Raw genomic sequence first — 19,078 nt, forward strand, 5'->3', positions numbered from 1 at the left:
CCACCCTGGTGCGCACGCCCCGGTGGGACAGACCCGCCGGGCGCCGACCCGAGAGGACGTCATGACCCATCACGAGCGCGACGACCGCCAGGCCCTGGCCGCCGGCGAGACCTACCTGATCCACGTGCTGGAGACCTCCGACCCGCCCGGCAACCCGGACCACTACCGGATCACGGACGCGGTCGAGGCCCACCACGCGTCCACCGGCTCCTACGACGTCGAGGCCGGCGGCCTGGACGCCGCCCGCGAGCTGCTCGCCCGCCACGCCAAGTGAGCGACCGGGGCTGAGACGTCCGGCCGGGCCGCGCCTCACGCGCCCGGCCGGAGCCTCATCCCCAGCACGGTGCGCGCCTCGAGCCCCAGAGCCGCGCGGGCCTCGGGCGCGCCGGTGCGGTCCTCGCCCACCACGGTCATCCCGATCCGCTCGGCCACCCGGCGCGAGGCCGTGTTCTCCGGGTGGATGATCGCCACGAGCTCGTGGTGCCCCAGCACGTCCCGGGCGTGGTCCCGGCAGGCGGCGGCCGCTTCGGTGGCGTAGCCGCGCCCCCACAGGTCGGCCCGCACGTGGTAGCCGACCTCCAGGCGAGGCTCCCCGTTGACCTCCTGCCACGTCAGGCCGCAGTCGCCCACGAAGCCGGACCCGCCGTCGTCGTGGGTCTCGATGATCCACAGCCCGTGCCCGTCCTGCGCGTACCGGCGCCGGTTGCCCGCGATCCACGCCGCCGCCTCCGCGCGCGTGCGCGGGGCGGGGTAGAAGCGCATCACCACGGGATCGGCGAGGAGGCCGGCCAGGTGGTCGAGGTCGGCGTCGGCCATCTCGCGGAAGCGCAGACGGGCGGTGGGGGCGGGCGGCATGCGCCCAGGCTAGCTGTTGTGGGTCATGAGGTTCTTGACACGAGGCACGGGCTGAGATGAGACGAGCGGGCTCCGCCCCGCAGGATGGGAATTGCGACATCCACTCATCCGCGGAAGGAAGCCCGCTCGTGACTCACGCTAACGCACCTCTGACCCCCACCGGCCGGCTGCGCATGGTCCACCGCCACCTGAACGACGGGATCCCGCAAGCACACGTGGCAGCCGAGTTCCGCGTGAGCCGGCCCACGGTGGCCACCTGGGTCGCCCGCTACCGCGCCCAGGGAGAAGCCGGCCTTCAGGACCTGCCCAGCCGGCCGCACCGTTCACCTGCCCAGCTCGATCCGGTCCTGGTCGCCCAGATCCACGCCCTGCGGCGGGAGCGCAAGTGGTCCGCCCGGCGCATCCATCACCATCTGGTCGGCGAGGGCCACCAGGTGTGTCTTCGCACCGTGGGGCGGTGGCTGCACCGACTCGGGATCTCCCGCCTACGGGACCTGACCCCGGCCGGAGAAGACCTGCGCCAACGACCCCAGAAGATCACCGCCCGCGGCCCGGGGCACATGGTGCACCTGGACGTGAAGAAAATCGGGCGCATCCCCGAGGGGGGAGGCTGGCGTGCTCACGGCCGGGACTCCGAGAACGCGCGAGCGGCCAAACGCGGGCCTGGCCGACGGGTCGGGTACACCTACCTGCACTCGGCGATCGACGGGTACACCCGCCTGGCGTACACCGAGGCGTTGGAGGACGAGAAGGCGGTGACCACGATCGGGTTCTTCTGCCGGGCGAGGGCGTTCTTCGCCGCCCACGGCATCACCGTGGACCGGGTGATCACGGACAACGGCAACAACTACCGGGCCGTGGACTTCACCCGGAAGGTGGTCTCGCTCGGGGGCCGGCATCACCGGATCCGCCCCTACACCCCGCGTCACAACGGGAAGGTCGAACGCTACAACCGGCTGATGGTGGACGAGGTCCTCTACGCCCGCCCCTACACCTCAGAGCGGGCTCGGCGTGAGGCCCTTCAGGTGTGGGTGAATCACTACAACTACCATCGGCCGCATACCTCCTGCGGAGATGCTCCACCGGCCTCGTTGGCCCCGGTGCGTGTCAACAACGTCATGCCCTCCTACAGCTAGCGGCGGGCGGATGCGCCCCGCCTCTTGTCTGCGCGGGGCCGGGCTGGTCGACTGTGCCCATGCCGCATTCCCTCTCCCTGCGCCCGTTGCGGGTGGATGACGCCGAGGCCATGGCCGCGGTCCTCGCCGACCCGGACCTGTACACGTACACCGGCGGGACGCCGCCGGGCGAGGAGGAGCTGCGGCAGCGGTACGCGATCCTCGCGCGCGGTCGCTCCGAGGACGGCGCGGAGGACTGGGCCAACTGGATCGTGGTGCTGGAGCCGGAGGGCCGGCCGGTCGGCTACGTCCAGGCCACCATCCCCGTGGACGGGGGACCCACGCAGATCGCCTGGCTGATCGGCACGCCGTGGCAGGGCCGCGGGCTGGCGAAGGAGGCCGCCGGCCTCCTCAAGGGCGAGCTGCGGGACCGGGGGGTGCGGCGCCTCGTGGCGGATGTCCACCCCGAGCACACGGCCTCCCAGCGGGTCGCCCAGGCGATCGGCCTGGCGCCGACGGACGAGGTCGTGGACGGGGAGGTCCGCTGGGCCGGGTCCGTGGACGACGGCGGCGGCCCGGTCACCGGCTGAGGCCGCGGCGCCGCTCCGGGTAGGAGCCGCCGAGCTCCACGCCCCGCTCGGCCAGGTAGGCCTCCGGGTCCACCGGCTCGCCGTCCACGCGCAGCTCCAGGTGCAGGTGCACGCCGGTGGCGGCGCCGGTCTGCCCGACGCCGGCCAGGTGGTCCCCGGCGGAGACGCGCTGGCCCGCGTCCACCACGGTGGAGTCCGGGGCGGCGTGCAGGTAGCGCCACACGTGGCCGTCCCCGGCGTCCACGGCGAGCAGGTTGCCGCCCGCGTCCCCGCCGGCCTCCACGAATAGGACTCGGCCGTCGGACACCGAGTGGAAGGGCGTGCCCTCCGGCACCCCGCCGAGGTCCACGCCGTCGTGGCGGGTCAGGGCCTCCTCGGACACCCCCGAGGGCACCACGCCCTCGCCGAACGGGTTGGGGCGGGGCCCGAAGCGGGAGGTCACGCGGCCCTGCACGGGCTCGGCGTACCCCTGCGTGTTCACCGTGGGCGGGGCGGGGGTGAAGCCGCCGTTCCAGCGCCGCCGCTCGGCGCCCGCGCCGGCGTCGTCCCGGCCGGCCGGACCGAACGCGAGGACCAGCGCCAGGACGGTCGCGATCAGGGCCAGCGCCCCCACTGCGGCCAGCACGCCCCCGGCCACACCGCTGCCCGGGGAGCCGGCGCCGGGGGTCGGGGTGGTCATCCCCTCAGTCTGTCATGCAGGGTCGGGACGGCCCCGGCCTTCGCCCACGGCATCCCGGCCCGCCACCAGCTCCCGCCCGCGCTCGTAGTCCTCGTCCGCGTTGTAGGTCAGCACGCCCACCACGCGGTCCTGCGCGTCCGTGTACCAGAGAGTGAACCCGCCGGTGCGCTCCACCATGCGGGCCTGCTCGTGGCCGTCGCCCCACGCGGCGTGCTTGAGCGTGTGCTCGCCGATGGTGCTCCAGAACCCGGGCACGGCCTCCCACCGCCGCAGGGACTCCGGGTCCGCCGTCGCCGCGTGGGCCAGCACGGAGGCCTGGCCGGCGCCGCCCGGCACGCCGACCTCGGTGCGGGCCGCGTTGTGCCCGGCGACCTCGCCCATGCCGAGGGCGTCGCCCCAGTGCTCCACGGGGATCGGCCGGCCGGCCACGGCGTGGTGGGCGCGGGCCACGTCCCCGGCCACCCACACGCCCGGCGCCGCCGCCAGGTGCTCGTCCGCCACGATCCGCCCCTCGTGCATGGTCAGCTCGGAGTCCTCGAGCCACCCGCCCCCCGGCTCGACCCCCACCGCGGCGAGGATCAGGTCCGGGGCGAGCGTGGCGCCGTCGTCGAGGTGGACGGTGCGCGGGGCGCGCACCTGCCCCACCCGCACGCCGGTGCGCAGCTCGACGCCGGCGCCGATCAGCCACTGCGCGATCCGATCGCCCGCCTCGCGGCCGAGCCGCTTCTGCTGCGGCACCTCGTCCGGGGTGACCAGCGTGGTGGCCACCCCGCGCAGGGCCAGGGAGGCGGCCGCCTCGCAGCCGATGAACCCCGAGCCCACCACGACGGCGGAGCGCGCGTGCCCGGCGGAGGCCACCAGGCGGCGGGCGTGGTCGAGAGAGCGCAGCAGGTGCACCTCGGCGTCGTCGTCCGCGACGGGCAGGGGCTTCGGGTGCGCGCCGAGGGCGAGGATCAGGCGCTCGAAGCGGACCGGCTCCTCGGCGGCCCACAGCGTCCGCGCACCCAGGTCCGCGTGGGTGACGGTCACGCCCCGGCGCAGCTCGACGGCGTCCGGCAGCTCGTCCAGCACCGTCGGGTCGGGTTCGGCGGTGCCGCGCAGCAGCTCCTTGGACAGCGGCGGGCGCTCGTAGGGGTGGTCCACGTCCGAGGTGAGCATGAGGACGGGGCCGGGTCCCCCGGCGTCGACGTAGGCGCGGGCGGCGCTGACGCCGGCGGGGCCGCTGCCCACGATCACGAGCGGGTACGGAGTGGAGCTGTGCTGGGCCATGCGGCCAGCATGCGCACCCGTCACGGGCGGGCGCCAGGGCCGACGGGCACCCCCGGCTCCGGCATACTGCCCGCATGGACCCCTCCCTGGTGTGGCTGCCGGCCGTCGTCGCGCTGGCCGCGATCACCGTGGGCGGCACGCTCCAGCGGGTGAGCGGAATGGGCGTCGGCATGATCGCCGCACCCACGCTGTCCCTGCTCCTGGGCCCGGTGGCGGGGGTGACGCTGTCCAACGTGGCCGCCTCGGTGTCCGCGGTGCTGCTGTTCGCGGTGCTCCACAGGCACGTGGACTGGCCGCGCTTCGTCCGCCTCGCACCCCTGCTCGTGGCCGGCTCGTTCGCGGGGGCGTGGGCCGTGCGGGTCCTGGACGCCCACGCGCTCGAGATCCTCCTGGGGTCCTCCGTGCTGGTGGCCGTGGCCGCCGTCCTGGGCCTGCAGCAGCGCTTCACCGCCCAGGGGAACGGGGCCGTGTTCGCCTCCGGCGCCGTGGCCGGGTTCATGAACACCACCGCGGGCATCGCCGGGCCGGCGCTCGCGGTCTACGCGGTGGCGAGCCGGTGGGACCAGCGCTCGTGGGCGGCCACCCTCCAGCCCGTGTTCCTGCTGGCCAATCTCACCTCGCTGGTCACCAAGTCGCTGTTCGGCGCGGCCGTGCCCGCGGGGCTGCACGTGCCGTGGCCGGTGTGGGTCGCCGTGGTGGTGGGCGGTCCGCTGGGTGTCCTGCTCGGTTCGGTGGTGGCCCGCCGGGTGGACCCCGCGAAGGCGCGCGTCCTCGCGATCTGCCTCGCCGGCGTCGGGGGCACGGTGGCGCTGGTGCGCGGTGTGGCCGGCACCCTGGGCTGAGGCGGGGCCGGCGCGCAGGCGTCAGGGCAGGAGGGAGCGCACGGCCGCGGCCAGCGTGTCCCGCACGTCGTCCACCGTCAGGTCCTCCGGGGCCAGGTGCCGCTCGACCGACAGCGTGTGCACGAGCATCAGGAGCATGGCCGCGGTGTGCGTGACCTGCTCGTCCGGGACGTCGGCCAGCACGCGGTGCTCACGCAGCAGGCCGGCCAGGAAGTCCCGCCGCCGGACGGTGAGCGTCCGGTAGGCTCTCCCCACGGCGGGCTCGCGCAGGCCCACGGCCTGGAACTCGTGGAGGAGCAGGGGCCAGGAGCCCGTGGTCTCGAGCACGACGTCGGCCAGGGCCTCCGCCACGCGGGCCACCAGGTCCTCGCGCGGCAGGTCGGGGTCGTCCAGGGCGTCGGCGACGCCGTCCATGGCTCGGGTGGTCGCCCGCTCGAACTGGACGGTGCAGGCGGCGGCGAAGAGGTCCGGCTTCCCCGCGAAGCCGGAATAGACGGCGCCCTTCGTGTAGCCGGCCTCCGCCGCGATGCGGGCGAGGGAGGAGCGCGCGTAGCCCTCCCGTCCGAACACCCGGGCCGCGTGGTCGAGGATGGCCGCGCGGACATCCTCGCGGCGGGGTCGGGTGGCCATGTTGCCCTCTCGATGCCGATGGTATTGAATACCGATGGTATTGAATCCGCCTCGACTCGGCAAAGAGGGCCTATGTCTTCCACTCCCACCGACGCCGATCACCATGGCCCCGGGCCCGCCCCCGTCCCGGCGCACCTCGACGACCTCCCGCCCGCCACCCTCGTGGCGCGCGGTCTGACCCTGCGCGGCGGTCGCGGGCCGGTGTTCGGCCCCCTCGACCTCGTGCTGCCCCCGCAGACCCACCTGGCCGTGCTCGGAACCCAGGGCTCGGGCCGCTCGGCCCTGCTGCTCGCCCTCACGGGGCGCCTGCAGGGCGTGCGGGGCGAGCTCGTGCTCACCGGCGGCCCCGTGGACGTCGCCCTGGACGGGCCGGAGCGGCCCGCCGCCCGCGCGTACCGGCCCCCGATCGACGCCGCGCGCCACCCGCACGCCCTCCGCGCCCGCACCGCCGTCGCCCACACCACCGACGTGGTGGAGCTCGAGCCGGCGCTGACCGCGGCCGAGGTCGTGGACGAGCGCTGCCTCGCCGACGGCGTGCGCCGCCGCGCCGGCCGCGCGCGCTTCGCCCTCCTCGCGGACGCGGTGAGGCTGAGCGTGGCGCCGGAGGCCGTCGTCGGGGAGCTGCCTGCACCCGAGCGCGCGCTGCTGGCCGCCGTCGTCGCCTGCCTGCGCCCGGCCCGCCTCGTCACCTTCGACGACGTGGACGCCACCCTGACCATCGATGAGCTGGTCGCGCTCCACGCGGCCCTGGACGTCCTCAAGGACCACGGCCACCCGTTCGCGGTGAGCGCCGTGGCCTCCGCGCCCGTGCCGCGCGACGCCGTCGTCCTCACCCTGCCCCCCGTCCGGGAGAACTGATGCTGTTCCGCTACGAGCTGCGACGCTTCCGCCGTGGCCTGCCCCTGCTCGCCCTGCTGTTCATCTTCCTCGTCCCCGCCATCTACGGCGCCCTGTACCTGTCCGCGAACTGGGACCCCTACGGGGCCATGGACCGGCTGCCGGTGGCGATCGTCAACGAGGACGAGCCCGTCCAGCGCGGCGACACCACGCTGCGCACCGGCGCGGACATGACCGAACGCCTCAAGGACGACCGCGCCTTCGACTGGCGCGAGACCACGCGCGAGGAGGCCGAGGAGGGACTGCGGGAGGGCCGGTACTACCTCGTCCTGGAGATCCCCGCCGAGCTCAGCCGTGACCTCGTCAGCCCCGAGGGCGGCGGGACACCGCAGCAGGCGCAGATCACCCTGCGCCGAGACGACGCCAACGGCTTCGTGATCGGCTCCGTCACGAACGCGAGCCAGGCCAAGGTCGAGGCCGCCGTGAACCGGTCCGCGATCGAGGCGTACTTCGAGGCCGTCTTCTCCAGCCTCGGCGAGCTGCGGTCGGGCATGGTGGACGCCGCCGACGGCGCCGCGCAGCTGGCCGACGGCACGGCCTCCGCGGAGGACGGCGCGAGCCGGCTGGAGGACGGGATCGTCCAGGCCCACGACGGCTCGGGCAAGCTGGCCGAGGGCGCGGGCCAGCTCGCCACGGGTGCGGGTGACCTCGCGGACGGCGCCGCCCAGGCCGACGACGGCGCCCAGCGACTCGCCGAGGGCGCCGCGTCCGCGCAGGACGGGGCCGGGCGCCTGGCCGACGGGCTCGACCAGGCGCGCGAGGGCTCCCAGGCCCTCGCCGACGGCGCCGGGCAGCTCGCCGAGAACGCCCCCGCCCTGCGTCAGGGCGCCACGGACCTCTCCGACGGGCTGGCCCAGCTGCAGACCGGATCGGCCGAGCTCACCGACGGCGCCACGCAGGTGGCCGACGGCACCCAGCAGCTCTACGACACGGTGGTCCCCGGCCTGGACCAGGTGATCGAGCGCCAGGACGCGGTGGCCGCCGACGTCGCCGCGGTGGACGAGGACGTCCAGCGGGTCGCCGAGGTGGCCGGCACGGCCGAGGACGGCGCGGGCGCCCGCATCGCCGACGCGCAGACCGCCCTGGCCGCGCTCGCCGAAGAGGACCCGACGCTCGCCGAGTCCGAGCAGTACGCCGCGCTCCAGGAGGCGCTCACCGGCGCGGACGAGCGGGTGACCGCCGTCGCCGGCCGCGCCGAGGAGGCCGCCGCGACCTCCGCGGCCGCCAACGAGCGCGTCCAGGGCTTCGTCGAGGACGACGTCGCCGCCTCCGCCAAGGCGGATCTGACGGACCTCAACGACGGCGCCCACGCCGTGGCCGCGGGCGCCGAGAAGCTGCAGGGCGGGATCGGTGAGGCGAAGGACGGGGCCGACTCCCTCGCCGACGGCGCCGGGAAGTTCGCGGACGGCCTCGAGCAGCTGGGCTCCGGCGCGACCGAGCTCGACGGCGGCCTGGCCCAGCTCCAGGACGGCGCCGGGGAGCTGCAGTCCGGCCTCGGCGAGCTGACGGACGGGGCGACCACCCTCGCCGAGGGCAACGCCGCGCTCCACGACGGGGCGCTGACCCTGCAGGACGGTGCGGGCCAGCTGGAGTCCGGCGCCACCGAGCTCGACGACGGCCTGGCCCAGCTCCAGGACGGCGCCGGGGAGCTGCACACCGGCCTCGGCACCCTCGACGACGGCGCCCACGAGCTCGCCTCCGGGCTCTCCGACGGCGTCGACCGCGTCCCCGCCCTGACCGAGGACGAGCGGGACGAGGCCGCCCTGGTGATGTCCCGGCCGGTGGAGGCCGTGATGCAGGTGGACAACTCCGCGGAGGTCTACGGCCGCGGCATGGCGCCGATGTTCTTCTCCATCGCGCTGTGGGTGTTCGGCATCGCCGCGTTCAACATCATGCGGCCCATCAGCGGGCGGCTGCTGGCCGGGCGCCGCAACCCGGTGGCGATCGCGCTGGCCGCGTGGCTGCCCGTGGGCATCGTGGCCGTGGGCGGCGGCCTGCTCATGCTGGCCGCCACGCTGCCGCTGGGCCTGGCCCCCGTCCACCCGGTGCGGGCCGTGGCCCTGACGGTGCTCGTGGCCGTGGTGTTCTCCCTCATCGCGCACCTGGTGCAGACGGCGCTCGGCACCCCCGGTTCGGCGCTGCTGCTGGTCCTGCTGATCCTGCAGCTGGCCTCCACCGGCGGCACCTACCCGGCCGAGGTGCTGCCCGGCTTCTTCCAGGCGCTGCACCCGTTCATGCCGATGAGCTACTCCATCGAGGCGTTCCGCAACGCGATCTCCGGCGGTCTGGACCAGCGCTTCTGGGTGCCGGTGGTCGTGCTGATGGGCATCGGGGCGGCGGCGCTCGCCCTGGACGTGCTCGTGGTGCGGCGCCGGCGTCGGTTCCGCATGAAGGACCTGCACCCCGCGCTGCAGGCCTGAGCGGGGATGACTTCCGCACCCCGCGCCGCCGTCGTCCGTCCGGCCCGCCCCGAGGACGCGCCCGCGATCGCCGCGATCGCCGCGGCCACCTTCCCGGACGCCTCCCCGGCCTCGCTGCCGCGTGCCGCGGTGGACGCGCACATCGCGCTGCACCTGAGCGAGGCGGCCGTGGCCGCGTGGATCGCGGACCCGGAGCGGATCGTGCTCGTGGGCGCCGCGGCCGACGCCCCGGAGACCCTGCTCGGCTACGCCATGTACGAGACCGCCGCGACCCCCGAGGCACCCGTCACGGAGCGGCTCGGCGACGTGCCGGCCGGCCACCTCTCGAAGCTGTACGTGCTCGCCGAGGGGCGCGGCACCGGGCTGGCCGAGGCCCTCGTGCACGACGGCGTCGAGCGGCTGAGGCGGCTGGGGTTCCGGCACGTGTGGCTCGGCACGAACGCGCAGAACACACGGGCCAACCGGTTCTACGAGCGCCTTGGCTTCGCGACGATCGGGGCGCGGCAGTTCGTGGTCGGCGGGGAGCGCGTCGAGGACGACTGGGTGCGGCTGCTGACGGTGGAGTGAGCCCGCCGCCGCTCAGCAGGCCTCCGGGCCGTCGGGGTCGTCGTCGGGATCGATCCACGCCGACGGGTGGTAGTGCACCGCGGCCAGCCCGTCGTCGTCGGCCAGGTGGGTCTGCGCCTCGGGCACGGAGTCCGTGTTCTGCCCGGCTACCGCCTCCCACGCCCCGGCCTCGGTGCGGCGCACCACGAGCAGCAGGACGCCGGTGCGCTCGCCGGCCTCGTCGCCGTCGGGCGCGGTCTGCCCCGTCATGGTCCACGGCGCATGCACCACCGCCACGTCCCCGAGCTCGCGCACGCGCACCTGCCCGAGCACGAGCCGGGAGGCCGGGAACATCCAGCGGAAGCCGAGCGCGTGGTTCACCCGGATCTGCCGCCGCCGCGTCCACCACACACCCACCACGTTCACGAAGTCCGCGTCCTCGGCGAACAGGTCGGCGAGCGCGTCGGCGTCGGCGGCGTTCCAGGCGGCCGCGAAGGCCTCGGCCACCGCGGCGGGGCCGGTCGGTCGGGCCGCGACGTCGGCGGTGGGGTCCGCGGGGGGCATGGCTGCTCCTGGATCGGGGAAGGGCGGGTTCAGCGGGCGGGCCCGTAGGCCAGCATCAGCACGACGGCGGCGAACAGCACCGCCATCACGGCCAGGACCGTGAGCACGGCGCGCAGGGCCGCACGCATGCGCGGGTCGGCCGGGGGTGGCGCATCCGGACGTCGGGTCACGCTCGCCAGTGTGGCACGCGGCACGGCGCGAGGGGCGCGTGCGTCGGCGCGCGTCGAAGGCTCCTCCCAGCCGGCGCTCAGTCGACGCTGACGCTGCGGATGTGGTTGCTGAACACGAAGCGGTCGAACATGGTCCGCGCCGAGCTCGGGTCGTCCGCGTGACCACTCTGGGCCGTCTACGGCGGATCGAGCCCCGCCGCCGGCCGGCCTCCCATGCCCGGCCGGTTCCCACCTCCACCCGCCCGGCAGGGGTGGTCTCGGGCCGGGCGGCCTTGGGATGATGGGTGCCCCCGGAGAAAGGTGCCCGATGCCCCCGCCCGTGCCGCAGCCGACCCGTCGACAGATGCTCCTGGCCGGTTCCGCCCTGCTCGGATCAGGACTGCTGGCCGCCTGCGGGCAGGACGGGGAGGACGCGGCGTCGTCGTCCGTGCCGACCTCGTCCGCGCCCACCTCCGCCGCCCCCGCTGGTCCGCCACCCGCCGGCGACCCGGTGGCCTGGCCGGACGTGGCCCGGGTGCCGCACCTGTTCTTCCACTCCCTGGTGGTGGACCCGGCCCGCGCCTTCGACGGCGACGACAAGGCCGGCGGCTACCTGGACTTCATGGTCACGGTGGACGAGTTCGACGCCGTCATCCGGCAGGTCTACGAGCGCGGCTACGTGCTGGTCTCCCCGCACGAGCTGTACGAGGTGGGGGAGGACGACGTCGTGCGCCCGAAGACCCTCATGGTCCCCGAGGGCCGGACCCCGCTGATCCTCTCCCTGGACGACTGCTCGTACTACCTCTACATGGACGGCGACGGCTTCGCGGACCGCCTGATCGTGGCCGAGGACGGCCGCGTCCGCAACGAGTACACGGACGCCGAGGGCACCACGCACGTCGGGGCGTTCGACGTCGTCCCGCGTCTGGACGAGTTCCTCGCCGAGCACCCGGACTTCAGCCTCAACGGCGCCCGCGGCGTGCTGGCCATGACCGGCTACGACGGCGTGTTCGGCTACCGCACCTCGGCCCGCGAGTTCGGGGACAGCCCCACGTTCGACGCCGACGTCGCGGCCGCCACCGAGGTCGCCGACGCGCTCAAGGACAGCGGCTGGGAGTTCGCCTCCCACACGTGGGGCCACCGGACGGTGCCGAAGCTGACCATGGAGGAGCTCGAATTCGACATGGGGCACTGGCACGAGGAGGTCGAGCCGATCCTCGGCCCCACGGACATGCTCATCTACCCGTTCGGCGCGGACGTCACCGGCCCCGGCACGTACACGGAGGACAACGAGCGGTACCGCTACTTCCGCGAGCTCGGCTACCGCTCCTTCTTCCTCGTGGACGGCACCTCCAAGGCGTGGGGCCAGCTCGAGCCCGGCTACTACCGCGGCTCGCGCATCAACGTGGACGGCATCAGCCTCGCCGCGGCCGTCTCGGGCGAGCGGCCCGTGCTGGAGGAGTTCTTCGACCCCCGGTCCGTCCTGGACCCGGCCCGCCCCGAGTCCATCCGTGGCCCGAAGGCGCCGAGCCCGGCGCCGTCGTCGTCCGCCGCGGCCCCGAGAACCCCGCGACCCTGAGGAGAGCACCATGTCCATCCCCGCCACCGAGGTCGAGGCCCGCTGGAACGCGGCCGCCGAGCCGTTCACCGCCGTCGTCCGGGAGGTGCGGGACTGGGACGCGGCCACCCCGTGCGAGGGCTGGGACGCGCTGGACCTGCTGGACCACGTGATCGCCGGCCAGCGCGACTTCGCCGCCCGTCAGGGCCGGGAGGTGCCCCTCTTCGACGGCTCCCGCCAGCAGATGGCCACCCAGTGGGCCAAGCACGCCGCCGCCATGTCCGCCCTCGCCGGTGACGAGGAGTTCATCATGCGGCCCATGAAGACCGCGCTGGGGGAGATGACCGTGGGCGAGGCGTTGATCCGCTTCCACGCGTTCGACCTGATCGTGCACCGTTGGGACCTGGCCCGCTCGCAGGGCGTGGACGCGCGGTTCACGGACGCGGAGATCGACTGCGTGGAGGAGTCGCTGGAGCTGTTCGGCGACGCCGCCTACACGCCCGGCATCCTGGGCGAGCCCGTCCCCGTGGCTGACGACGCCGACCGGCAGACCCGCCTGCTCGGTCGCCTGGGCCGTCGGAGCTGAGACCCGGGCAGGACCCGTCCTCGAACCGCAGGAGGCACCGTGAGCGAGTCCACCGGTTTCAGCGCCGCGGAGCAGGCCGCGATCGCCGAGCGCGCGCAGGAGCTGCGCGCCCAGCGCGGCGGCAGGAAGAAGGCCGACGCCCTGCAGGACCTGCTGGCGAAGATCGAGGAGATGCCCGAGCAGGACCGCGCCATGGCGGTGGGGGTGCACCGGATCGTCACGGAGGTGGCCCCGGAGCTCGAACCCCGCACCTGGTACGGCATGCCCGCCTACGCGCGCGGCACGGACGTGCTCGTGTTCCTGCAGGTCAGCAGCAAGTTCGGCGTGCGGTACACAACCCTCGGCTGACGTCCGGCGCAGAGTGGTCACGACACGCCGCGTCGCGCACGCGGAGACGGCGTGTCCTGACCACTCCGCGGGCTTTCCGGCCCCTCCGAGCCCGCCGGCCCCTCCGCGGCCCGGGCTGCCCGTCGCCAGCGCCGCACCGCCCACAGGGTCAGACCGCCCACGGCGAGCCAGCCCACCCCGAGCAGCACGCCGTTCACGACGCCCGGGCGCACCGCGAACGCCCCCATCGCCACGAGGGAGAGCTGCCCGGGGATCACGCCGACCGCGGTGGAGCCGGCGAAGATCCCCAGCGGCACGGCGAGCGCGCCCGCCCCGTAGTTCACGGGCCAGTACGGCAGCCCCGGGGCGACGCGCAGGGTCAGCAGGGCGAGGAACCCGGTGTCCTCGAGCCGCCGCTCCACGGTCCCGGCGTGGCGGCCGAGCCAGCGCAGGACCACCTCGCGCCCGACCGCGCGCGCGATGCCGTACGCCCCGAGCGAGCCCAGCAGGGCCCCGACCACGGACAGCACCGTCCCCTCGATCGCGCCGAAGAGCACACCGGCGGTGACCGCCATGATCGTCACGGGGATGGGGGTGAGCGCCACGGCCGCGTACAGCACGGTGAACGCGAGCCAGCTCCACCAGCCGAAGCCGTCCAGCTGGGCGCGCAGCTCGTCCACACCGGGCAGGCGCACGGTGAGTGCCAGCCACACGAACGCCGCCACCACGAGGACGAGGGCGGCGGTGCGCAGGATCGACACCCCGCGGTGCCCGGTGCGGGCGGGCAGGGTGGAGGCGGCGCCGGAGTCGCGCGGCGGCACGGCGGTGGAGGGCATCGGCTCAGGCTACCGGCAGCCGCTCCCTCCGCATGTCCTCCCTGGTCTGCGGTCACGCCCTGCTCGGCTTCGGCGGATCACACGCGTGTGACTCATCCACACCTGTGGACAACTCTGTGGAGAACCCTGTGCACGCGGCCCGCCAGGTGTGGACGGAGGGGCTCAGACGGTGGACGCGCCGGGCGCGTCGTCGCCCGGCTCCGCGGCGCCCGGCCGCGCCTCGCCCGGCCGCGCCTCGCCCGGCCCTGCCGCCGGCTCGTCCTCGAAGGCGGGACCGCCGTCGTCCTCCCAGGCCGCGGCGGCGTCGTCGTCCCTGTCGGTCTCCTGCACCTGGTCGTGCAGGCGCTCCATGCGGGTGTCCAGGTCCGCGGCCACGCGGGCGGCGGCCACGAGCTCGGTCGCGATGTCCGGGGGCACGCCGCCGTCGAACTTGTAGTTGATCTTGTGCTCGAGCGTGGCCCAGAAGTCCATGGCGCTCGTGCGGAACTGCATCTCCACGGTCACCTGGATCGTGCCGGTGGACAGGTGGATCGGCACCTGCACGAGGCAGTGCAGGCTGCGGTAGCCGGAAGGCTTGGGTCGGGAGATGTAGTCCTCCACCTCGAGCACCCGGATGTCCGGCTGCTGCGTGAACTGGCGGAACACGCGGTACACGTCCCGGGCGAAGCTGACGATCACGCGCGCCCCGGCGATGTCCGTGACGTTGGTGCGCAGCGCGTCCAGGTCCAGGGACAGCCCGCGGGCGGAGGCCTTGCGCAGGATCGACTCCGGCGACTTCACCCGCGTGACGATGTGCTCGATGGGGTTGTAGTCGTGCAGGTGCGTGAACTCGTCCCGCAGCACCTCGAGCCGCGCCTCCACCTGGAGCAGGGCCGAGCGGTACTCGAGGTCGAAACGCTCGACGTCCTTGCGCAGCCGATCCAACGCCACGGACATCACGGGGGAGAGCTGCGTCAACGCGGACACGGGGGTGCCGCGCAGCGCCTCGACGTCCGCCGAGGGCACGGGCGCGTCCGGGGAAGGGTCCTGCTCCATGGCCTCAGAGCCTACGGCGGGATCCTGCGAGACGGCTGGCCGTCCACAGGCCCGACGGCGGCCCGTCAGTCCTCGGCGGGGATCAGCACGCGTTCGAAGACGGCGCGCTCCTCGTCGGAGACGGCCACGGGCCGCCCGGCCGCCGGGTCCACCTGCACGAACACGGCGTCGCACAGCACGCAGCGCCGCCCGTCCTGCCACAGCTCGTGGCGCAGCGTGAAGGACGTCCGGCCGATCCGCAGGATCCACACCCGCGCCGTCACCTCGGGCCCGGCGTAGACCACGGGCGCCTCGTACTGGACCTCCATGGACCGCACGACGCGCTGGACGTCCGGGGACGCCGTCGTCGTGGCCCACGCGGCCAGGGCGCGCACGCGCGCCTCCTCGGTGAGGGTGAGCAGGCGGGCGTTGTTGACGTGGCCGTAGCGGTCCTCGTCGGACCAGCGCAGCTGCAGCCCGACCTCGAACGGGGTCGGCGTGCCGGCGTCGGCGGGGGTCTCGGGGGTGGTCGGCTGCGTCACGGGGTGAACACCTTTCCTGGGTTGAGGATGCCGTGCGGGTCGAACACGGCCTTGATGCGCTGCTGGAGGTCGTGCTGGGCGTCGCCGAGCTCGTCCCGCAGGAACGCGCGCTTGAGCAGGCCCACGCCGTGTTCGCCGGTGAGCGTGCCGCCGAGTTCCAGACCCGCGCGGAACAGCTCGCCGGCGGCCTCCCACACGTCCGCCGGAATCGACGCGGCGTCCTCGGCCGCACCGCCCACCTGCGCCGCCGCGCCGAACAGCAGGATCGGGTGCAGGTTGCCGTCCCCGGCGTGGGCCGTGGTGGGGATGGCGACGCCGGTGCGTGCCTCGATCTCACGGATCCGCGCGAACATCTCGGCCATGCGGCTGCGCGGGACGGCCACGTCCTCCACGAGCGGGGTGCCGAGGCGCTCGAGTGCGGGGAACGCGGTGCGGCGCAGGGCCATGAGGGCCTCCCCCTCGGCGGGGTCCACGGTCACGGTGACGTCCCCGCTGTGGGCGCGCATGAGGGCGGCCATGGCCTCCCCGTCCGCCTCGGCGCCGGCGCCGTCGGCCTGCACCAGCAGGAACGCGCCGGACTCGGGCAGGGCGGCCCCGCGTTCGGGCCCCGCGTGCGCGCGCACCGCGGCGAGCGTCGCCTCGTCCATCAGCTCCATCAGGGCGGGCACGTGACCGGCCCCGGTGATCGCCTCGGCCGCGGCGGCGCCCGCGACGACGTCCGGGAAGAACCCGCCGAGCGTCACCGGCACGCCGCGCACGGCCGGCCGCAGCGCCAGCGTCGCACCCACGATCACGCCGAGCGTGCCCTCCGAGCCGATCATCAGCGCGACCAGGTCGTAGCCGGTCACCCCCTTGACGGTGCGGTGGCCCAGCCGCAGCAGGGTGCCGTCCGCGAGCACCACGTCCAGGCCCAGCACCGCCTCGCGCGTGACGCCGTACTTGGCGCACAGCAGCCCGCCGGCGTTCATCGCGATGTTGCCGCCCACCGTGGAGATGTCCTTCGACGCCGGGTCCGGGGCCCACCACAGCCCGTGCTCGGCGAGCGCGGCGTTCAGCGCCCCGTTGAGGATCCCCGGCTCGACGACGGCCACGCGGTCCGCGGGGGAGACCTCCAGGATCCGGTCCATCGCGGTCATGTCCAGGACGATCTCGCCCGCCCCCGCGACGGCGCCGCCGGCCAGCCCCGTGCCCGCTCCGCGGGTGACCAGCGGGGTGCGGGTGCCGTGCGCGACCCGGCACGCGGCCTGCACGTCCTCCACCGTCCGCGCGCGGACCACGGCCAGCGGCGCGGCGGGGGAGCGATGCCCCGAGCGGTCCGCCCGGGCGGCCTCGAGTGCGGCGACGGAGACGTCCACGCGGCCGGGCAGCTCCGCCTGCAGGCGGGCGACGACGTCGGCGGGCGGGGCGTCCGCGGTGGCAGGGCCGGTGGGGGTCGGATCGAGCGGTGCGGAGGAGTCCATGTCCACCAGTGTCGCCGATCACACGGGGTGGAACGTGCGTCGGCCGGTCCGATGACGCGTCCGGCCCCGTCCCTAGACTGGCGACCATGACCTCCCCGGACTCCGCTGCGCCGCGCCCTCGCGTCCACGTGCTCACCCTGCGCCCGGGTGGAGCCCGCGAGGACACCGCCCGCCGCGTGGGCGCCGTCCTCGCCGAGGCCTTCGCCACGGACCCCTACACGCTCGGGCTCGTGCCCGAGGACCGGCGCGAGGCCCGACTCGAGCGCAAGTTCACCACCGCCGTGCGCCACGGGCTGCGCGCGGGGGCCGACGGCGCCCCGCTCGGCGCCGTGGACGTCGCCGTGGACGCTGCCGACGGCACGCTGCTCGGCGCCGCCGTGTGGACCTCCCCCGCCGCCCCCCGCGGGGTCGACGTGCCGGGCCTGCTGGCGGGGCTGCCCACCGCCGTCGCCGTCCACGGCCGCCACACCCTCGCCCTGAAGCGGATCCAGGCCGCCTGCGAGCGTGCCCGCCCGGCAGGCCGGCACTGGTACCTTGAGGAGGTCGGCACCGTCCCGTCCGCCCGCGGGCGCGGGGCGGCGAGTGCGCTGGTGCGCCACGGCCAGCGCCGCGCGTCGGGTCTGCCCGTGCACCTCGAGGCGTCCGTGCCCGCCACCGTCCCGTTCTATGAGCGGCTCGGCTTCCGTGCGACCGGCCACGTGCCCGTGCCCGGGGGCGAGCCCCTGACCTGCCTGCGCTGGGAGGCCTGAGATGAGACACCCGATCCCCGACTACCTGGCGAGCCTGATCACCGAGCTCGGCGCCGTGAACCCGGGAGAGACGGCCCAGTACATCCCCGTGCTCGCGGAGGCGGACCCGGACCGCTTCGGCATCGCGCTGGCCACCCCCACCGGGCGGCTGCACTTCGCGGGCGACGCGGACGTGGAGTTCACCATCCAGTCCGCGTCCAAGCCGTTCACGTACGCGGCCGCGCTCGTGGACCGGGGCTTCGCCGCCGTGGACCGGCAGGTGGGGTTGAACCCCTCGGGCGAGGCCTTCAACGAGCTCTCCCTCGAGGCGGAGTCGCACCGCCCGGACAACGCCATGATCAACGCCGGCGCGCTCGCGGTGCACCAGCTGCTCGTGGGACCGGAGGCGAGCCGGAAGGAGCGGCTGGACCGGGCCGTGGAGATCATGTCCCTGCTCGCCGGGCGTCGGCTCTCGGTGGACTGGGAGACGTACGAGTCCGAGATGGCGGTCTCGGACCGCAACCTCTCCCTGGCGCACATGCTCCGCAGCTACGGGGTGCTGCAGGACTCCGCCGAGGAGATCGTGGCCGGGTATGTGGCGCAGTGCGCCGTGCTCGTCACCGCCAAGGACCTCGCTGTGATGGGCGCGTGTCTGGCGACCGGCGGCATCCACCCGATGACGGGAGAGCGGATGCTGCCGTACATCGTGGCGCGGCGCGTGGTGTCCGTGATGACCTCCTCCGGCATGTACGACGCCGCCGGGCAGTGGCTCGCCGACGTCGGGATCCCGGCCAAGTCCGGGGTGGCCGGCGGTGTGCTCGGCGCGCTGCCGGGCCGCGTGGGGATCGGCGTGTTCTCGCCGCGCCTGGACGAGGTGGGCAACTCGGCGCGCGGCGTGCTGGCGTGCCGCCGCCTCTCCGAGGACTTCCGGCTGCACCTCATGGACGGGGACAGCCTGGGCGGCACCGCCGTGCGCTTCGTAAAACGCGAGGGTGACCGCGTGTTCGTGCATCTGCAGGGCGTGATCCGGTTCGGCGGTGCGGAGGCGGTGCTGGACGCGCTCACGGACCTGGACACCGGGGCGGAGAAACCCGGCACCGGGTGGGACGCCGCCGTCTACCCGCGGTGGCAGGAGGCCGCGGCGGACAGCGCGGCGCTCTCGGCCGCGACCGGCGGCGGGGCGGTGCACGAGGCCGCCGCCGTGGCCGCCCGAGATGAGAACGACGGGCCCATCCGCACCGTGGTGCTCAACCTCACGCGGGTGGACCGGATCGACGACGTCGGCCGACGGCTGATCGCCGAGGGCGTGCGCCGGCTGCAGGCCGACGGCGTGCGCGTGGAGGTCGAGGATCCGGAGCGCATCCTGCCGCTGGAGGAGGCCGGCGCCCACTGAGGCGGCGGGGCGGGCAGGAGGGGGGGCGCGGCGGTGTTCTCCGTCTCGCCCCCTTTCGTTCAACTGCTGTTCATGTGA

Annotated in this window: 22 protein-coding genes; 12 read left to right on the plus strand and 10 right to left on the minus strand. The window is 74.8% G+C overall.

Annotated elements, in window-relative coordinates; translation table 11 throughout:
• Positions 1-61: 61 nt before the first annotated feature.
• On the plus strand, positions 62-274 hold the full coding sequence (locus tag OVA32_RS02160; protein WP_010079881.1) for a hypothetical protein: 213 nt from the start codon (positions 62-64) through the stop codon (positions 272-274).
• Between the two features lie 35 nt (positions 275-309).
• Here OVA32_RS02160 and OVA32_RS02165 read toward each other — a convergent pair whose 3' ends face one another.
• Positions 310-855, minus strand: coding sequence for a GNAT family N-acetyltransferase (locus OVA32_RS02165; RefSeq protein WP_113914261.1), 546 nt, complete (start codon positions 853-855; stop codon positions 310-312).
• A gap of 128 nt (positions 856-983) precedes the next feature.
• Here OVA32_RS02165 and OVA32_RS02170 point away from each other — a divergent pair, with 128 nt between their 5' ends.
• Both OVA32_RS02170 and OVA32_RS02175 read left to right on the plus strand, forming a co-directional pair.
• Positions 984-1,991 (plus strand): IS481 family transposase, encoded by a 1,008-nt coding sequence (locus tag OVA32_RS02170; RefSeq protein WP_267715000.1) that lies wholly within the window; start codon positions 984-986, stop codon positions 1,989-1,991.
• A 59-nt stretch (positions 1,992-2,050) separates the two neighbouring features.
• Positions 2,051-2,560 carry a GNAT family N-acetyltransferase gene (locus OVA32_RS02175; protein WP_044659331.1) on the plus strand — a complete coding sequence of 170 codons (510 nt, stop codon included), beginning with the start codon at positions 2,051-2,053 and terminating at the stop codon, positions 2,558-2,560.
• On the opposite strand, the gene OVA32_RS02180 is transcribed toward OVA32_RS02175, so the two are convergent.
• The gene (locus OVA32_RS02180) at positions 2,550-3,239 is read right to left on the minus strand and encodes a M23 family metallopeptidase (protein WP_020624712.1); all 690 of its coding nucleotides are present in this window, start codon (positions 3,237-3,239) and stop codon (positions 2,550-2,552) included. The two genes, OVA32_RS02175 and OVA32_RS02180, sit on opposite strands and share 11 nt — an antisense overlap.
• Before the next feature lie 12 nt (positions 3,240-3,251).
• On the minus strand, positions 3,252-4,508 hold the full coding sequence (locus OVA32_RS02185) for an NAD(P)/FAD-dependent oxidoreductase (protein WP_036382323.1): 1,257 nt from the start codon (positions 4,506-4,508) through the stop codon (positions 3,252-3,254).
• Positions 4,509-4,582: 74 nt separating this feature from the next.
• On the opposite strand from OVA32_RS02185, the gene OVA32_RS02190 reads away from it, so the two are divergent.
• Positions 4,583-5,350, plus strand: coding sequence for a sulfite exporter TauE/SafE family protein (locus tag OVA32_RS02190; RefSeq protein WP_078025647.1), 768 nt, complete (start codon positions 4,583-4,585; stop codon positions 5,348-5,350).
• A gap of 21 nt (positions 5,351-5,371) precedes the next feature.
• Here the strand turns inward: OVA32_RS02190 and OVA32_RS02195 are convergent, their stop codons facing one another.
• Entirely contained in the window at positions 5,372-5,980 is a 609-nt protein-coding gene (locus OVA32_RS02195) for a TetR/AcrR family transcriptional regulator (protein ID WP_020624715.1), read from the minus strand.
• A gap of 72 nt (positions 5,981-6,052) precedes the next feature.
• On the opposite strand from OVA32_RS02195, the gene OVA32_RS02200 reads away from it, so the two are divergent.
• The 3 genes from OVA32_RS02200 to OVA32_RS02210 are packed head-to-tail and all read left to right on the plus strand — an operon-like array spanning position 6,053 to position 9,864.
• Complete coding sequence (locus OVA32_RS02200; protein ID WP_069941208.1) at positions 6,053-6,838, plus strand: ABC transporter ATP-binding protein; 786 nt, start codon at positions 6,053-6,055, stop codon at positions 6,836-6,838.
• The gene (locus tag OVA32_RS02205; RefSeq protein WP_267715006.1) at positions 6,838-9,297 is read left to right on the plus strand and encodes a YhgE/Pip domain-containing protein; all 2,460 of its coding nucleotides are present in this window, start codon (positions 6,838-6,840) and stop codon (positions 9,295-9,297) included. The genes OVA32_RS02200 and OVA32_RS02205 overlap by 1 nt, the downstream gene beginning before the upstream one ends.
• A 6-nt stretch (positions 9,298-9,303) precedes the next feature.
• Entirely contained in the window at positions 9,304-9,864 is a 561-nt protein-coding gene (locus tag OVA32_RS02210; protein WP_036382331.1) for a GNAT family N-acetyltransferase, read from the plus strand.
• Positions 9,865-9,876: 12 nt separating this feature from the next.
• Here the strand turns inward: OVA32_RS02210 and OVA32_RS02215 are convergent, their stop codons facing one another.
• Together OVA32_RS02215 and OVA32_RS02220 are read right to left on the minus strand one after the other, a co-directional pair.
• Positions 9,877-10,407, minus strand: a complete 531-nt coding sequence (locus OVA32_RS02215; protein ID WP_036382333.1) for an SgcJ/EcaC family oxidoreductase — start codon at positions 10,405-10,407, stop codon at positions 9,877-9,879.
• A gap of 29 nt (positions 10,408-10,436) precedes the next feature.
• Positions 10,437-10,577 carry a hypothetical protein gene (locus OVA32_RS02220; RefSeq protein WP_179288595.1) on the minus strand — a complete coding sequence of 47 codons (141 nt, stop codon included), beginning with the start codon at positions 10,575-10,577 and terminating at the stop codon, positions 10,437-10,439.
• A 307-nt stretch (positions 10,578-10,884) separates the two neighbouring features.
• Here OVA32_RS02220 and OVA32_RS02225 point away from each other — a divergent pair, with 307 nt between their 5' ends.
• The 3 genes from OVA32_RS02225 to OVA32_RS02235 are packed head-to-tail and all read left to right on the plus strand — an operon-like array spanning position 10,885 to position 13,048.
• Complete coding sequence (locus tag OVA32_RS02225) at positions 10,885-12,135, plus strand: polysaccharide deacetylase family protein (RefSeq protein ID WP_036382336.1); 1,251 nt, start codon at positions 10,885-10,887, stop codon at positions 12,133-12,135.
• A 10-nt stretch (positions 12,136-12,145) separates the two neighbouring features.
• Complete coding sequence (locus tag OVA32_RS02230; protein ID WP_036382338.1) at positions 12,146-12,700, plus strand: TIGR03086 family metal-binding protein; 555 nt, start codon at positions 12,146-12,148, stop codon at positions 12,698-12,700.
• Positions 12,701-12,739: 39 nt separating this feature from the next.
• Positions 12,740-13,048, plus strand: coding sequence for a hypothetical protein (locus tag OVA32_RS02235; protein ID WP_036382387.1), 309 nt, complete (start codon positions 12,740-12,742; stop codon positions 13,046-13,048).
• Positions 13,049-13,065: 17 nt separating this feature from the next.
• Here OVA32_RS02235 and OVA32_RS02240 read toward each other — a convergent pair whose 3' ends face one another.
• The 4 genes from OVA32_RS02240 to OVA32_RS02255 form a co-directional block, all read right to left on the minus strand.
• A complete protein-coding gene (locus OVA32_RS02240) occupies positions 13,066-13,863 on the minus strand; it encodes a TVP38/TMEM64 family protein (RefSeq protein WP_036382340.1) in 798 nt (265 codons plus the stop codon).
• 162 nt (positions 13,864-14,025) lie between these two features.
• Positions 14,026-14,898 (minus strand): GTP pyrophosphokinase, encoded by an 873-nt coding sequence (locus tag OVA32_RS02245; RefSeq protein ID WP_069941204.1) that lies wholly within the window; start codon positions 14,896-14,898, stop codon positions 14,026-14,028.
• A 65-nt stretch (positions 14,899-14,963) separates the two neighbouring features.
• The gene (locus OVA32_RS02250) at positions 14,964-15,419 is read right to left on the minus strand and encodes an acyl-CoA thioesterase (RefSeq protein WP_036382344.1); all 456 of its coding nucleotides are present in this window, start codon (positions 15,417-15,419) and stop codon (positions 14,964-14,966) included.
• Positions 15,416-16,879, minus strand: coding sequence for an FAD-binding oxidoreductase (locus OVA32_RS02255; RefSeq protein ID WP_228070574.1), 1,464 nt, complete (start codon positions 16,877-16,879; stop codon positions 15,416-15,418). Before OVA32_RS02255 ends, OVA32_RS02250 begins: the two co-directional genes overlap by 4 nt.
• A gap of 86 nt (positions 16,880-16,965) precedes the next feature.
• Here OVA32_RS02255 and OVA32_RS02260 point away from each other — a divergent pair, with 86 nt between their 5' ends.
• Both OVA32_RS02260 and glsA read left to right on the plus strand, forming a co-directional pair.
• On the plus strand, positions 16,966-17,628 hold the full coding sequence (locus OVA32_RS02260; RefSeq protein WP_036382347.1) for a GNAT family N-acetyltransferase: 663 nt from the start codon (positions 16,966-16,968) through the stop codon (positions 17,626-17,628).
• Between the two features lies 1 nt (position 17,629).
• Entirely contained in the window at positions 17,630-19,000 is a 1,371-nt protein-coding gene (gene glsA / locus OVA32_RS02265) for a glutaminase A (RefSeq protein ID WP_101967473.1), read from the plus strand.
• Positions 19,001-19,078: the final 78 nt, after the last annotated feature.

The sequence above is a fragment of the Micrococcus sp. SL257 genome (assembly GCF_026625585.1).
GTDB lineage: Bacteria > Actinomycetota > Actinomycetes > Actinomycetales > Micrococcaceae > Micrococcus > Micrococcus luteus.

Bases quoted from the DNA above. Each gene is read 5' to 3' on its own strand.
- OVA32_RS02160 (WP_010079881.1), top strand. From the start codon at position 62: ATGACCCATCACGAGCGCGACGACCGCCAGGCCCTGGCCGCCGGCGAG.
- OVA32_RS02165 (WP_113914261.1), bottom strand. From the start codon at position 855: ATGCCGCCCGCCCCCACCGCCCGTCTGCGCTTCCGCGAGATGGCCGAC.
- OVA32_RS02175 (WP_044659331.1), top strand. From the start codon at position 2,051: ATGCCGCATTCCCTCTCCCTGCGCCCGTTGCGGGTGGATGACGCCGAG.
- OVA32_RS02180 (WP_020624712.1), bottom strand. From the start codon at position 3,239: ATGACCACCCCGACCCCCGGCGCCGGCTCCCCGGGCAGCGGTGTGGCC.
- OVA32_RS02185 (WP_036382323.1), bottom strand. From the start codon at position 4,508: ATGGCCCAGCACAGCTCCACTCCGTACCCGCTCGTGATCGTGGGCAGC.
- OVA32_RS02190 (WP_078025647.1), top strand. From the start codon at position 4,583: ATGGACCCCTCCCTGGTGTGGCTGCCGGCCGTCGTCGCGCTGGCCGCG.
- OVA32_RS02195 (WP_020624715.1), bottom strand. From the start codon at position 5,980: ATGGCCACCCGACCCCGCCGCGAGGATGTCCGCGCGGCCATCCTCGAC.
- OVA32_RS02200 (WP_069941208.1), top strand. From the start codon at position 6,053: ATGTCTTCCACTCCCACCGACGCCGATCACCATGGCCCCGGGCCCGCC.
- OVA32_RS02205 (WP_267715006.1), top strand. From the start codon at position 6,838: ATGCTGTTCCGCTACGAGCTGCGACGCTTCCGCCGTGGCCTGCCCCTG.
- OVA32_RS02210 (WP_036382331.1), top strand. From the start codon at position 9,304: ATGACTTCCGCACCCCGCGCCGCCGTCGTCCGTCCGGCCCGCCCCGAG.
- OVA32_RS02215 (WP_036382333.1), bottom strand. From the start codon at position 10,407: ATGCCCCCCGCGGACCCCACCGCCGACGTCGCGGCCCGACCGACCGGC.
- OVA32_RS02225 (WP_036382336.1), top strand. From the start codon at position 10,885: ATGCCCCCGCCCGTGCCGCAGCCGACCCGTCGACAGATGCTCCTGGCC.
- OVA32_RS02230 (WP_036382338.1), top strand. From the start codon at position 12,146: ATGTCCATCCCCGCCACCGAGGTCGAGGCCCGCTGGAACGCGGCCGCC.
- OVA32_RS02240 (WP_036382340.1), bottom strand. From the start codon at position 13,863: ATGCCCTCCACCGCCGTGCCGCCGCGCGACTCCGGCGCCGCCTCCACC.
- OVA32_RS02245 (WP_069941204.1), bottom strand. From the start codon at position 14,898: ATGGAGCAGGACCCTTCCCCGGACGCGCCCGTGCCCTCGGCGGACGTC.
- OVA32_RS02255 (WP_228070574.1), bottom strand. From the start codon at position 16,879: ATGGACTCCTCCGCACCGCTCGATCCGACCCCCACCGGCCCTGCCACC.
- OVA32_RS02260 (WP_036382347.1), top strand. From the start codon at position 16,966: ATGACCTCCCCGGACTCCGCTGCGCCGCGCCCTCGCGTCCACGTGCTC.
- glsA (WP_101967473.1), top strand. From the start codon at position 17,630: ATGAGACACCCGATCCCCGACTACCTGGCGAGCCTGATCACCGAGCTC.